At 45.0% G+C, this 15,941-nt stretch carries 6 protein-coding genes and 1 pseudogene; 1 reads left to right on the forward strand and 6 read right to left on the reverse strand.

The genetic code is table 11. The features are described 5' to 3' along the window. Positions 1-233: 233 nt before the first annotated feature. The 3 genes and pseudogenes from FIU95_RS21570 to FIU95_RS17585 all read right to left on the reverse strand — a co-directional run bounded on the left by FIU95_RS21570 (position 234) and on the right by FIU95_RS17585 (position 11,851). Positions 234-1,310 (reverse strand): annotated as a pseudogene (locus FIU95_RS21570) (IS630 family transposase). Between the two features lie 365 nt (positions 1,311-1,675). Beyond that, positions 1,676-7,705: a toxin TcdB middle/N-terminal domain-containing protein gene (locus FIU95_RS17580; RefSeq protein WP_152455029.1), complete on the reverse strand. Its 6,030-nt coding sequence runs from the start codon at positions 7,703-7,705 to the stop codon at positions 1,676-1,678. A 186-nt stretch (positions 7,706-7,891) separates the two neighbouring features. Then, positions 7,892-11,851, reverse strand: a complete 3,960-nt coding sequence (locus tag FIU95_RS17585; protein ID WP_152455031.1) for a fibronectin type III domain-containing protein — start codon at positions 11,849-11,851, stop codon at positions 7,892-7,894. 609 nt (positions 11,852-12,460) lie between these two features. Here FIU95_RS17585 and FIU95_RS17590 point away from each other — a divergent pair. Then, a complete protein-coding gene (locus tag FIU95_RS17590; protein ID WP_172975448.1) occupies positions 12,461-13,858 on the forward strand; it encodes a PLP-dependent aminotransferase family protein in 1,398 nt (465 codons plus the stop codon). A 229-nt stretch (positions 13,859-14,087) separates the two neighbouring features. Here FIU95_RS17590 and FIU95_RS21575 read toward each other — a convergent pair whose 3' ends face one another. From FIU95_RS21575 to FIU95_RS17605, 3 genes are all read right to left on the reverse strand, one after another. Continuing rightward, entirely contained in the window at positions 14,088-14,285 is a 198-nt protein-coding gene (locus FIU95_RS21575; RefSeq protein WP_253868724.1) for a hypothetical protein, read from the reverse strand. 326 nt (positions 14,286-14,611) lie between these two features. Further along, on the reverse strand, positions 14,612-15,034 hold the full coding sequence (locus FIU95_RS17600; protein WP_152455037.1) for a GFA family protein: 423 nt from the start codon (positions 15,032-15,034) through the stop codon (positions 14,612-14,614). 64 nt (positions 15,035-15,098) lie between these two features. Continuing rightward, the gene (locus FIU95_RS17605) at positions 15,099-15,464 is read right to left on the reverse strand and encodes a hypothetical protein (RefSeq protein ID WP_152455038.1); all 366 of its coding nucleotides are present in this window, start codon (positions 15,462-15,464) and stop codon (positions 15,099-15,101) included. Between the last annotated feature and the right edge of the window lie 477 nt (positions 15,465-15,941).

The following is a 15,941-nucleotide window of genomic DNA, read 5'->3' on the forward strand; positions in this document are numbered from 1 at the left end:
TCAGGCGACTCAATAACGCTGGGTACATGGCATAAGCGACTGTCAGCGCTACCTTTCTGTGACACCCTGCTAATTCCCTGCTACGCTCTCGATACTGTTTTCCACGCTCACCCTTAACCGCAATTTTTCTAAGGCCAGAATAGATCTTCAGCGCTTCACCACAACTTAACTAGCAAACAGAAAGAAAAAGACACTGAAACTGACGCCAGCAACACTGCTAGTGGCCCATGCGGTTAATTCTGTAACGATTGTTTTGCGCGTTCTACTGAGGCCAGGATTTGACTGGCGGGCTTTGTCCATTTAAATGGCTTTGCAGTTTCAGCATTGTGTGCTTTGATGAAGTGTTCTAGTTCTGATTTTAGCTCCGAAACGCTCGTGAAAACTCCTCTATAAAGGGCTCTACGCTCTAGTTGAGCAAACCAACCCTCTACTGCATTCAACCATGATGAGCTGGTTGGCGTAAAATGAAGGTGAATGCGCTGACGTGATTCCACCCACTCTCGAACTTCTTTCGTTTTGTGTGCGCTGAGGTTATCCAAAATTATGTGGAGATCTTTATTTGAATCCGTACGTCGATCCACCAACTTCAAAAATGACAGAAACTCCTTGCTAGTAGTTCTATTCGCGACCTTTCCAATTACTTTTCCAGTCAGTGTATTGAAGGCGGCAAACTAACTCGCAGTGCCATGCCTCTTGTAATCATGAGTCCGACTGCCTATTCGACTCGGATTTAGAGGGAGGCCTGGTTGAGTTCTATCTAAGGCTTGAATTTGTGTTTTCTCATCGACGCTTAGAACAACAGCGTTCTCTGGTGGGTTCATATATAGACCAACAATGTCGATAACCTTTTCTGAAAATTTAGGGTCATTGCTGATCTTGAATGTTTTTAGACGGTGGGGGCGTAAGTCAGCTGCTTTCCATATCTGCCGAACCTGCCATGGCGTCACTTCTGCGTATTTAGCCATGAGCTCAATACTCCAGTGTGACGCTTCTTCGGGTATACGCTTTATTGTTAAAAACAATACTCGATCTACAACGTCTCTTTTGATAACAGTTGGCCGGCCACTACGAGCACGCTCCCGCAGCCCTTCAATACCTTCCTGTTCGAAACGGCTTCGCCACCGATGAACAGTCTTCGGTGATGTTCGCTGTGCGGTAGCTACATCTGTAGGAGTCATGCCTTCGTTGAGTTGAAGAATAATCTTCGCTCGCATAACTTGCCCATGCGGAAGGATTGTTGATCGGCACCACTCGTTCAGAATGAACGCTTCACTGTCAGAAATCTGAAAAGATTTAGGTGTACGCATAATAGATACATTATACGGATAGCCTGCTATTAATTACATTACTTTCCGCATGGACCACTAGCGCCTTTCTCTATTCTATGGGTGTCCAAGATTCCTCCATTGTCCCCTAAAACTTAAAAAAAACTAAAGGGTCAACAAGGGAGCACCCTCAGAGAAACATCAAAGGAAAATAGAAGAAAAATATAAACATGCACAATCATGAAGATATCAAAGCCCCAGAATATTACCCACCTAGAACTCTGAATCTTCGCTTACGTATGACTGTAAATCTACCTCATGAATTTAATTGATTCATCCAAAACCACAAGAGATCAAACAAATCATTACACAGCTCCTTGAGGATAAAAAAATCAGACAAACATCACCATCTATTTTTTTCTTCGGCCATTTTTAAAGTCAGAAAACCAAGGCCTGCTTGCCTCTTTATAAGTAATAGTAATCCTGCTATTTTCTTTTGTAATTTCACTTAGTTTAGATTTCCCAGAAAGCCTTAAAATAGCCTCATTAAACCTAGTGAAACCACTTGGCCCACATACTTCTAAGCAACCAGCAGTTCCAAATACTTGATTTCTATTATCAGGCCCGTCATGGATCAAGAAATTCCCATAGACTACCCAGGCACCACGTTCCCCTAGATCCGTACTGTGAAGACTATAGGTTCCGTCCCAAAATATAGTATGGGTTTGCTCATCGGCCAGTCCCGCTACTGACATTTTCCTACCATCATCTCTTGGCCCAAATCTTACCACTTCAAAAGTTTCTGTTTGGTCTCCCAATGATACCGTTATATTATATAAAGGAACCCCATAAAATTTATCTTTAGAACCTTCTGGGTAAGCCCAGGTCCATGTCCAATTTTCGTTTGGTGTTCCACTCACAGTAACTTTTACTTCATTTGTTGGATCACCAGGACCACCCCCAACACCTACAACCCACTCCCCTTTCGGATCAACAAAATTAATCGGGTTATTCCGCGCATAACGATACGGTGTCCAGCGCTGAGGATCCTTAAAGCGCGCCTCATGATTCAGCACTGGGTCCGGGCTAATAAAAGTACCTACGGTGGATTGTAAATAACGCCGCTCAAAGTAATTGAGCCCGGTTGACTCATCCCGCTCCTTGCCTGTGTAACCGTAAGGTGCATGAGTGCTATCGCCGAAGCTAGCCTCAACATCACCATAAGATTTATAGCTAAAGGCATTCACAACCCTGCCCGCTTCGTCCAGGGTCATAGAAGTGGAGCCCAGGTGAGTATGCAGGTAGTACTCGCTGGGGGAGAAGAGCTCACCATCTTGATCGCTGCGCGCTATACGGCGCTGGCCCACCTGGATGTACTTAAACAGCTGGCCGTCGCGCACCTCACTGTCTTCGTCAATATACAGGGTGACGCTGCGTGCTCCGCCCTCATGCTCGGTGATCTTGTAGCGGCGCTGATGTTTAAAGTCATAACCGTATTGATCTGCAGCCTCAGCGTTACCGGCATAAACCAGACGCTGATTGTAGTCCCAGAGGTAAAGCTGATCACCAGCCTGGGTCTGATTGCCGTTAGCGTCGTAGCCAATATCCCCCTCTGCCCAGCTCAGAGCCTGGGGGCCTGGCAGATTGCCGCGACCGAGACGATTAGAGGCGCCGGTATTACTACTGTCACTGCTGCCACCGTAGCGCAGGTTGGTCACCTCGCTGAGACCGCCAGCGGCTATTTCCGATAGTCCACTACTCTCACGGCTAACTTGCAGTAAGTTGCCAATTTTGTCGTAGCTGTAAAACACCTGCTCGCTGTCATCGGCAACACCGGTGAGGCGATAGGCATCGTCATAGCCGTAGACAACATTCTTGTTCAGCAAGGCAACCTGGGCACTGGTGATACCCAACTCTGCGGCCACAGCAGCGATGGCATCAGCGGGGCGCTGGTCATCAATGGCACTGACATTAGAGACCGCATCAAACTGATAACCCCACTGCTGTAGAGGGATTGCATCACCCGTACGCAGAGTACGCAGGCCGGTGAGTCTTTGGCGCTCATCGAAGTCCCAATTTGTCTCAATACCATTGCTCAATGCCTGGTACTGCAAAGCCCCATTGGCACTGTATTCCAACTGCTCAATAACCCCAGGGATACGTTCGAGTAAACCACGGGTATTGTATTCAAAGTCTACGCGGGAGTTGTCGGGATAGTACCGCTGGGTAATCCGCCCGGCGCTGTCATAGGCAAAACCCGTGGTGTAGAGGGGGCTATCAATTTGTGGGCCGGTAATTTTGCGTTGGCGCTGGGTAACCTGGCCGCGCGCATCGTAACTCCACTGTGTATAGCCAGCTTGGTCAATAACTTTTGCCAAGCGACCCAGCAATAGAGCACTACTCTCTTCACCGCTTTGGTCGTACAGGTAACTGACCATAGGATTAGCAGAGCCCAACTCCAAACTGGGTTGCCAATCTGCGCCTTCCGGTGGGTCTCCCTGCGGTATGCGCTGATATTCTGCATACAGACGATTGGCGCCGTCGTAGCGGTAGTGCCGCTCTTGGCCCAGGGCATCGCGAGTGGCTAATTGGTTGCCCGCATCATCAAAATACTGCCAGCGCTGCCCGCGATTGGGATCATTTAAATACAGCAGCCTACCCAGATGGTCATAGTGCATGCTGCGCACATTCTTTTGCGCATCCTGCAGGCGGGTGAAGTTGTTATTGAGGTCGTAGTCGTAATAGGTCGACCAGGTTGCACCACCGGCACCGCCCTGGGTGCTGGCCCCAACGATTTCATCCAGTTGCCGCAGGCGATACTCACCCTCGTCATTTTGCAGGCCATCAAAAACCAGTTTCTTGGCGGCGCCAGTATGGGCACTGTTTGCTCGGGTCTGCTCTTCATCTTTATGAATCTGCGCCATGGGCAAATAGGTAATACGGCTAAAGACCGCCTCACCACTCTGTGTGGCGTAGGGTTGGTGTACCTCCTGAGGTCGCCCCTGGGCATCGTAGAGATATTGACGGAAGTGCTGGCCTTTATCATTGGCCCGATAAGCAAGTCCCTGGGCAAAATACGGCAAAGCCGTCCGTATTACCTGGCCCCGAGCATTGAAGTTGCTGTGTTCGCTGACAACCACCTGCCCAGATTTCTCGGCTTCACTGCGCACCATCAAGGCACGGCCCAGGCCATCGTAAAACTGGCGGCTGTCGATAGTGCCTCCAGCGCCACTCTTTTCACGCTGACGTGTTTCCACCCAACTGATATGGTGACCATCCACTATTTTCGCCAGCTGATAATCGTACTCAACTGTGGGGAAGTGCAGGCTATCCCCCGGTTTGGCGATGGCGGTTAGACGCGCGTGAGCATCGTAACGGTACTGGGTGACCTGGCCGTTAAAGTCGGTGTAATCCGTCAAGACACCCAGGCCATGGTCATAACTGGCCTGAGCGCTGAGCCAGCGGCTGCCGGTATTTACACTGACCTCCGTGGGAAAGGTGTGATACTGCGAGTCGTAAGTAATTTTGGTCTCGTGCCCCGCCGCCTTCCCCCATAAGGGGTCGTAACTCTGAATACGGTTACCATACTCATCGTAGTGGTGTCGCTCTGCAGCAATATAGGCATCCGCACTACTTACATCGCGCCAGGCGCGGCGCAGGGTCAGGTTGCCCTGGGAGACTTCGCCGAGATTGCCACCGGTAAAACTTTCATCGTCGTAGAACCACTGCTCTTTACCGACCAGCTGACCACTGAGGTCGGTAATGCGTCGTTCTATAGGCAGGTTTAGAAACCCGCTTTCCCGCGCCGATGCAGATTCGGCACTAAAGCGCCAGTGGGTAATGCGTTCATCCTGCCAGTTGCCATCAGTACGCCCTAACTCTTTGATGTAGGTGGTGTTGCCGTAATTGTCGTAATCGTATTCCCATGACAGGGTTACCGGGGTGCCGTTATTTCGCTCCAATAGATGCTGCTGGCGTTCGGTCATGGCCGCAAACGCTACATTGCGACTCTCTCCACCATAACCCGGCAGTAGCTGGCGTAACTCCCACTGTTTTTCCTCTCGCCAGAAAACCCCGCCGAAGGCATCGCGGGCTTCCACTTGTTTCACTTTGCCTTGCAGGGCTTCCTGATCGATACCATCGGCAGTTTGCCCCAGGTGATATTCGTAGCGGGTAACCAGTGTCGGGGTACTGGCATCGCCGATGCGGCGCTCTTCACTGTGGGCAAAGCCCTGGAACTCTTTATCGGTGGCATCGTAGAAACCATCCCAATAATCCATTTCCGTGGTTTGCGGCTCACCACCCCGGCCATCTTCCACCAGCATGCGCTTTAAGACCTGCATGGCCACCGGTACATTCTGCGACCAGGGGTTACCGGCATCGCGGTCCCTTACCATTTCATCGACAACGGTGCCGTACTCCAAAGTCGTTACAGCACCCAAGCCATTATCTATGCGTTTTAGTTGGTTCGGTTGTTCTGAGGGAAATAGCTCGGCAAAGTAAAAAGTATTACTGCCCCGACCAGGGCTGTACCAGACAATATCGGTGGAGCCGTTACCATTAATATCCACCAAGCGCACCTCTTCAGCAGAGATATTGCCTTGGGCCTGGATTAATTGTTTTTGGCTAAATTGGGCTTTCTGGTGATCACCGTTTGTTAGGCCCTGGTTCAACCAAATCGATACCTGGATCCCATTGAGATACAGCAAATCACTGCGACCATCGGCATTGATATCGGTCACCCGCACATTGTTCAGGTTGTACAACGTAGCCGGAGTGTTGGTAAATTCTACCGCGGGGGCAAAACCGTTTAGGCCGCGATTGGCAAAGTAAGCGGCATAGCCTTTATTGACCCACACTAGGTCTGCCATACCATCACCGTTCATATCCCGCAGGAATACGTTGGGGTCACCCAGACGCACCCCCTGACTACCCACGGGTATTGGCAATTGAATCGGCTGTGACCAGCCACCGGGCAAGTTAAGTTGTACGGTATGCGAAGTCACCATACCGCTGCTATTGGTGGTGGTTGCCAATACATCGACACGCTTATCATTATTGATATCCAGCATCGCAACGCGGGGGCTATTCAGAGGAATATAAAGCCCACTAAGAGTGCCGCTGTACTGCCAATTTTGCTCGTCATCAAGATGGAAATATGCCGTGTTGCCAGAATTGTACTGCAGCATATTAACCCGGCCATCGCCATCGATATCCGCCCAGGTAACTGAGTCATTGGAAATACGGCTGGTGGAGTAGGTGCTCATCTGCCGGTAGCTCTGCCATTGCGGCAGGCCATCCTCACCGGGGCCCAAATTAATCCAGTAGGCATCTCGATTGGGCCCGGTATTAATCACATCCGGTAGGCCATCTCGATTCATATCCAGAAAGGCCACATCGGCACTATTGAGTGGTATCTGGCTCGCCGCCGGTATCGGCGACATCAATACCTCGTCCTGCTGGTAGAGGGTATAGTCGTAGTGGACCGTAGGTAAGTTGACAATTGATTCCCCTTCGCCGGCACTGGAGTGAATCTCCTGCAAAAGGGAAAGACTTTGCCACTCAGTCAGGGGCTCGTAAGCAAATTCATAGCGTCGCAAATGCCGCCCAGCAAATTGGGTTTCGATACGCTGTAGGCGATAAGCAGTTTTAACTTCGAAACCGGCTTTATAGCTTGTAAGGATATCGGGGCGCTCTTCGTAGTGGAAGTTTACCGCCATATCCCCATTACTATTATATTGAATAGTATCCAGATAAATCTGCTCGCTGGTATCCAGCTTGCGATATTGATATTCAATGCGATTGCCGTGAGCGTCTTCTATCGCCTGTAAATACCAGGAAAATACCGCTTCATCATTAAAGTCACTAATACGGCTAGCAGAATCCTGACCGAGATACCAACGTAACCCATTGGATTGGGTCACCAGCCAACCATTTTTTAAACGCTGATAACGAGCATAATCTGTGGCATTTTTAGTGCGGTAAACGCCATCCTCGACAAGAACTAGCTCCTCACCTCGGTGATTGATAAATGTATCAAATTCATCAAATTCATCCGTATCCCCATCCGCATCATTATCTGAACCATCGCTTTGCCCCCACTCAGAATAATTAGGTAAGCCCTGATCGGTCTGCCGCTGGATATAGGGAATCACTAGCTGATGCCCCAACCCCAGTAATCCATTACCAAAACCACTGTTATATTCCAAAGATATTTCCGGAATCAAACCATTACGCCCTGGGGGCACTTCCAGTTTGATTAAACGCGAGCTGGTACCGGTATTTAAATTGGGGGTAAAAGCCTCACCCAGGCCGGAAATAGTACCAGGGCCTGTGGGTAAGTTAAGAATTGGGGCTTGTAAGGCTGTGTGTTCGTCTACTGCAAATGATAACGTCGGAAAAACAAGCAAACTGCAATAAAGCAATATATTGCGCAACATAAATATTCCCAGTTTTTAGACGGAAATTTAGAATTAAAATTTAAGAAGCAGTCAGATATTTAATCCGAGCCTAAAAATAGATATGCCTAGATAAGCTTATTATCTCTACTTTAAAAAAAGCAATCCAGCAAGCTAGATACTACTGGATTGCTAAATACAGATTACCTCTTAGAAAACCAAGGCCAATTAGTGAGTTCGCATATTTTCAGGAGCAATTTTAGGATCTTTACACATCCCCTGCCCCCTTCTAGTGCTTTTGCGGTGATCAATAATTAATTCAATATCATTAATAGCGTCAAGACGCACAAGCTGCTCAACACTGTTGGCCAGTTGTATTGTCAGACGCCAATCGCTGGCTGCCACACTGCGCTCTTTAAATTCAGTCGTTCTTATACTATTTGATCCTGCCGCAGGTCCATTGCCATTGACATCTAAATAAGCAGCCATTTCTACAGTAGCACTACTATAGGGTTCAAATCCTGAAATACCTGAATAAGTCCAAAACCGAACACTGCGTGAATTCAATTCATCATTCTGTGTGGGCGATGCCGGTGATTTACTACGCATATAACTGGTACCGGCATAAGTCAGATAGGCAGGGGTTTCCGTGCTGCGACCAACACCAAACGAGAGAGGTATATTAAGAGTAATTTCTTCAATCTTATCCCCATAGGAACCCGCACTCATCAGACAAAGCTTAGTATCCTCTTCAGCTTTCCAAGATTTAACCTTCTCTTCACCTATTTCAGGCCCTTTAAAGAAAGTAATACTCCCCACAAGCTCTCTCACTGTATCGAAATTGATACTTACCCAAGTACCATAGTTATCTTCATATGATAATAAATCTAACCTCGCACGAAATGCGGACAAGGCGTCTAGTGGCGGCGCCCCTTCCTTAGTGGGATCGGGGTGGGGATATGTCTGGATGACATCGTTAACCTTGTCTACGTAACCCCAAATATCCTCCTTCAACGATATAACATCTCTTACCTGATCAACAGAGTCGAGCCTAGAGTTCAAATCAAAGCTCTCTAAAGCAGCATTATAAGCCTCTAATTGATCTGGATTGCGCAGACTAAAGATAGTATTGATTGTCTCACCATACATCCCGATAAAGGGAGATTGCCATTTATGCTCCAAAGCCTTGGTTGCATAAAACAGCTTCTCTTGTGCATCTTCAAAATTGCGTTCGGCACGTAAAATATCATCTGTTAAACGGATACCGTGAATAGGATCAGCAAAATAGCGCTGCTTTAAAAATTCATTAGTGGCAAACATCTGATTCATGACTTTCACAGCTTCATTCAGCATCGCTTCGAGGCGCTCTGCTTCCTGCTGCACTGCCACTTCAGACTGAGCAATATCCAGCTCGATAACACTAGCCTCCAGCCACATTGTACGTATCCTGGCTTCGCTAGCCACATCTAATAACTGGCTTTCAGAATCGTGTAACGCTGCACGCTCTTCTGCTGCTAAACGCAACCTTTGCTCTTCCAGTCTGCCGATAGTCTCTATACGATCTATTTCACTAAGGTTCTCTGCAACACCTGCTGCGGTAGATGCAGCAGCTTCTACAATTTTCAATGGATCATCTAGTTTTATAGACCCTAATATTTTCCCAATACCTGCAATAAATCCTGTAGCAGTCCTAACTTTTGCTGCTCTCTCATTGGCATTCTTTATCTGTTGAAATAGCGAAATATCCTGCTCAGCAGTTTTCATCTTAACTTTTAGTATACCATCTTCGATATCCGTTTCATCCTCACGTTTTTGAACTTCAATATCCATTGCTGCATGTAAATTTGTCATACGCTGGATATTTTTCTCCAATGCTAGACCAGCAAGTTCGATATTTAAGGCCTGAATAGAGACGGCACTATTGGGATAGTTATTTATATTCTCATTAACACACTCCATAGAGTGGCAGTCAAAATCAAATCTCACACCTAAGAGGGCATGCAATCGATCACTGAGCTGCTTATGTCTATCAGCGTATTCAGTCGCAAGGGCACTGGCATTATACCGAAATGCATTATAGCTCTCGACTGCATCGTTAAAGCTATCTATGGCTAAATTAATTGGACTTGTTTGAGGGGCATCTAAATATTTACGCAATACATCATAGGAGTGGAAGTCTGTATTTCCATCAATACCATAACCTTGATACAACAACAAAACATCCTGGGGCAACCCTAAAATATTCGTTTCTCCGGTTATCCAACCCAAGGTATTCTCCAGTCGATTCACTTGGCTCTGCCATTCGTAAACAGCTTCAGCCAAGCCAGAGTAATCTCCACCCAGCTGAGTAAAGTCAGCATCATTAAATATTTCTTTCCTCAGCTTACCCTCGATTTCAGTCAAAGACTCATATAACTCATGAACTTCGGCAGCGATATCATCGGTTACTCCCCCGGAAACAACTAAAAGACGAACTTGCTTGACTTTCGTCTCAGCCAACTTATTCATCAACTGGTAGAATAGAATTATATCTTTATAACCAGACAGTAAATTATCGGGATTCACATTATCCGGAATAACATCCACTTGCTCTTGGCTATCTAGATCTGTGTAGCGCGGACTCGTTTGACTTCTATATTCACTCCATTTGGGTAATAAACCGCTGAACTCCCCATCCAATAATTTCAAATATTGTTCAAAGCCAGTTTCCAACACATCATAGGCTACATTAACATGAAGAATCTCATCTACTAGAGGTTCCCCACGCAATCGAACAATACGCGCTTCATCCAAGGATTGGTTTGCCAAAATGACTTCTGCCGCCGCTTGATCATAATAATAATCTAACAGTAACAACTCTAAATCTTCATCGATTGACTGCTCATTCTTTAAATAATCTTCTAAGATTTCTCCCGCATTATTCGCCCTAGCGCGTTCTTCAGCACCATATAAATCAGAAAATTTTGGAGCAGATATGCCGTTACTTAAATATTCGCTGACTATGATTTTTTGTTCTGATTCTGTATCCAACTCTAAGCTATACATCAAATCCAAATATTGAAAGGCAGCTGCATATTTAGAGAAAATCCCAATATCAGGCGCATCTTCCGCAAGTGGAACGTCATCAGCGGCGATATAATAAAGCTGCTTTAAAACATGAACAGCTGGATCCATTTCCATAGTAACAATAAGACTGCTACTATAATCGGATTCTCCTGCTAGATTGACTGCCTTTACCTGATATTCATGATCGCCATATATCAATGGAGATTCATATGTATAAGTGGTTGCCGGCCCCTCATAAACTGTTTGCCAACCTTCACTATTTCCATTTTCAAGACGCAACTGCAGCTGATATGTATCAGCCTTATCAACTAGAGACCAATCGACTGTATAAGCCTTATCAACAGATAAAGGAACAGTGACAAAAGATGGTATAGCAGGGGCAACCGGTTTTGTCGGTCCAGTTTTAAAATCACTGCATTTGTCATATTGGCTAAGGCAAGCTTTCACTCGGTACTGATAAATACTACTTGGAATAATATTTTCACTAAAACTAGTTTCTCCGCCACTGTACACTGGGCTCCAACCACTTCCATTTATACTGCGCTCCAGCTTATATTCGTCTGCATCAGAAAAATCTACCCAACTTACTTTAAATACTCCATCAACACTTGATGTATCATAATTAATCTGAGCGGGGCTAGGTATTTTATCGGGAATCACATACATAAAATGACTACCCGCAGTATCCTCTTTCATGCCCCCAGGACAATATGGTATTAGCGCATGTGGCCCATCTCGTTTATCACAATATTTATACTGATAAAAGAATTTATATTTACCTCCACCAGGAAGCAATATAGCTTTTTTATAATAGCTCCGAAAACCTCCACTTAAAGGTAGATCCTCAATATGAAGGTCATTCCTATAGATTGCTAAGTATGCCGAGGTTATAGACTTATTGGAATCATAAGCTATAGGTTTAAATGACAATTCAAAAGAACCATATTCAGCCGTATCCGGCCCATCCAAAGAATCAGAATCAGAACGTGCAAAACCAGCCATAAAAACTAACTGAAGTATTAAGAAACCTCGAAGCAAATGTAACATTCTATGAACCTTATAATCTTGCTCTAACCAGATAATGTCGGAAACCTGCTTGCAGCAACCAGAAATACGGAACACCTAAAAACCAACACACACAAAAACCCCTTGCTGCCTAAAGCCACAAAACAAAGATTCCACATTAAAAAATGAACACGCCATAGCCAAACAATAAGAAAAGCTTAACTTGACGCGATGAATTCAGAAAAAATTAATCTAAACGGCACCCCCACATAAAAGATCGACAAATAACTTTTTAAAACTATCAAACATTACACAAAAGACTGTGAAAAAAGCTCAAATACGCCATCATATTTGCAAACACACTCATACCATCAAAGTAAAAGCTTCTTACTAAACCTAACTTTTACCTACACACTAATTCTTCGCATCTAATCAAACTAGACACTCAACAAAAACCTCACAGCCGTACCAGATTTCCAGATTAAAAAATAAAACCCACATAAAGCACTACCCAACAATAAAAATATAACACCCCACCAACCCTGCCAAATTTGAAATAAATCCAGACAAAATAAACTCACCAAACAAAAAAACACCTAACCGTCACTTATTTCAAGTATGATAAATTTACACAAAAAAAACAGATACAGATCAAAAGTATTAAAAGGGTACAACCTAAGATTCAAAGCGATAGGCTTCCCATGCCTATTCACGGGAGTAAGATGTGTGAGATACAAAATATTAGCCAAACAATTTATCAACGATATTCAGCAAAAACGTGTACAACCAGGACAACGCTTACCTTCTCTACGCAGCTTTGCTGCACAACAAGAGGTAAGCCTAACTACAGCAGTAAATTGCTATCGTTACTTGGAAGAACTCGGGTGGGTGCGCTCAAGACCTAAGTCTGGTTTTTTTGCCTCAGAGCCGCTTGTCTCCTCCACTCGCAATCAATCCGCCATTACAAAATCATCCAATGACTTGACCAAATTTTCCAAACGCCGCCTGTTAACTAATTCGGGGCCTCTTGGTATTTCGCTACCCGCTATAGATCTATTACCCACAGAGGCCCTGCAACGCAGTATGTACAGATCAATTCGAGATCAAGGAAATAAAGTCCACTTTTATCCTGACCCCTTAGGTGAACCCCACCTAAGACAAGCGCTTAGTCGACATTTTTCAAACAGCGGTTTTAATTTTAGCGAGCACGAACTCGTTATCTCAAATGGTTGCTTGGATGCAGTACGTATAGCTGTAGAGGTCACTACTAAACCAGGTGATACGGTCGCTGTTTGCTCTCCTTGCTTTACTACATTAATACATCTGCTGGTAAAGCTTCACCGGAAAGTTTTAGAGATTCCTATGACGGAGAAAGGAATAGACTTGGAACAACTCGAGCAGCACATGTATATGAGAACTATTAACGCTGGTTTATTTAATTGCAGTAATATAAACCCAACAGGTATTTCCCTATGCAAGACCCAAAAGCAAAAGCTTGCAAACCTGGCAACTCAATACCAGATACCTATTATCGAAGATGATATTTATATAGAGATTAGCCATCAGCCTACTCTGCCACTTCCAGTCTACAATTGGGATCAGGAAGGTTATATACTCTGGTGTAGCTCTGTTTCAAAGACCTTAGCTGCAGGTTATCGAGTTGGTTGGTGCTTACCCGGGCGATATCTAGAGTGTTACCAAGACCGGCTTCTCCATGAAAGCTTAGGCGTTAGTACTTCTACACAATTAGCATTGGCTGACTTTATTAGTAGCGGACAGTATGCTAGGCACTTGAACAATCTAAAATCCCAACTTAACCATCAGGTGAATGAGTATCGTCACTATCTAATTAAAAAACTGCCCAATAATGTAAAGATTAGTGCACCACAGGGTGGATTAGTCTTATGGGTTCAAGTCCCAGGCCTAAATTGTGAATCCATGGTTAGTAAACTTCAGGCTATGAAAGTAGACATTCGTCTTGGGCAGGACTTTAGCACTCAAGGTTTATACCAGGAGTTCTTTAGAATTAATTGTGGCTGGCCCCTTAAAAATAAAGATGGGAATATCTCTCTTGCAGGGCAACAACTAGAAAAAATAATCAAGCTCATCCATGAGCTAATTTAGAGAAAAGGAAAAAATTTCTTTAAGAGATCATAAATCTACACTGCAAAACCATGCTGAGTCGTAGCCCAATAGCATAAAAAAAGAGCAGCCAAAAGTCATCCAATCTTGGTGATTGATAGCATGCCAAATAAATCCTTAAGTATTATAAGTTTTCAATGTCCATGAATCTTTAAACTGACCACCCGGAAAGTTGAAAACTTGTAAATACAGTTTTAGGACTTATGAAAACTCAAGCAGCCAAAAGAAGTATAAGCACAAAAATAATTAAACCAATCAGCAGAATCCAGACACCTCGCAACATCAATGAGCGAGCATACTCCGCCTCTTTATAACGCAGTGCATAGGGTATCCCGGTAATGGGCCCAAGAAATATGGTTACAATACCCCAAATCCAATGCTTATTCCCCAAGGCGGTGAGTGCGGCCATAAGGCCTCCAAACCAACACAAGGTGACACCTATGACACATATCACTAGTGCGATTATGGACCACCATTGATTAGCCAGGAAAATTTCTACTATCTGTGTTTCTGTCATGGCAGTTTGCCACTCCCTATTACTACTCGGTCATTCCACATTTTTAGGCCCTTTCTGCAGCTTAGTATGACTGCTTGTGGGAACCTCGTGTCACCCGCAAACTCTGCTGCGGGCACAGTTGCTCATAAATCCAAATCCAAAAGCACTGTTAGCGACTAATAGTAACCTTAAAGGGGGACAAATGGTCCCCCAAATAGCAGCTGGGAGTGTGTAACCACTCACTCCCCAGAAAATTCAGTGACCAACTCTAGGCCGGTTATATTTCTGGTCTCGTTGGCGAAGCTATAGTAAGTGGGCTTCTCATCAATAAATATCTGATGGGTCATTGTTACTTCTGGGGGAAGCTCGAAGATACCTGCAGGTACCGAATACTGCTGAGTTTCCTTTAAGCGGTAGAAGAGATGGGAGCCACAATTAGAGCAGAAACCACGCTCAGCCCAGTCTGAAGAGTCAAATACCGATACATGTTCTTCACCGGAGATTTCAACACTGGTCTGGCAGTCTACTGCCAACAGTGGGCCACCACTCCATTTCTTACACATACCACAATGACAGACCCCAAGGTCAGAAGAAGGCAACTCAGCCTTAATGGTCACAGAACCGCACAGGCAGCTTCCCTGGACTTGATTAGTATCATTCATATTTTTCTCTCTCTTCTGTAAAGCTATAGAAGCGTACACTTACTAACTCTTGCCATAGGGCAATCTAAGATTCATAAGACTTGCAGCGTCGCTTGAACCAGTTGATCCTTTTGGTGTGATTCAGCGGGCAATTTTCCTTACACAACCAACCTAGATCTTCCAGGGTGGTTGCCTCTGGGTAATTTGCGACTTCCTCACCAGCAATGATGTGGCGAAAACCCGGCTCATCCGCTGTAAATAGGAAGTGATTTTCCTTATCGCCAATTAAGATCTTCTCCCTGGCCATTGCGTAAACCTGGAATTCCCACATACCCCAGGCACTCCATTTATTCATTACTAGACACGCGGACATGGTTTTGAGAGGCTGCTGCTGTTCAACAGCAAATATAGAAACTGGAAACAGCAATAGGAAAAACAGGGTTATTCTCACATTCATTCCTTGAATATTATTCTTTTAAAGATATAAGCAGATAGTCGCAATATCAGTGGTAAATAGCACTACCTAAAGAGAGGTATTCACACATCAACTATGTCACAAAAACGAGAACCACATCAAACTAGATTAAAAATACCTTATATTTGTGCTCTAGAGTTCAGGTATCTGACACACTAAATTCAACGGTCATATCGGCAATACTGATTAATAAAACAACTGAAAGATCACAAGAAAATTTATCAATGTAAAGTCCATATCTACATAGGAGATCGGTTATGCTCTACCAAAAGAATAGTTTCCTAGAAAAAGCCATTAAAAGGCTCTCCTCCGTTATCAAAAAAACCAAGCCAACAACTTATAAGCTATTACTAAAAAGGGGGAAGGAAAGAATACACTGCGCTCGGGACCGTATGAGGCATGGATGCCGATTACGAGCTTACAGGGATGTATTCACAGCGCGTCTTGAGCGCA

The organism is Microbulbifer sp. THAF38 (genome assembly GCF_009363535.1).
Taxonomy (GTDB): Bacteria; Pseudomonadota; Gammaproteobacteria; order Pseudomonadales; family Cellvibrionaceae; genus Microbulbifer.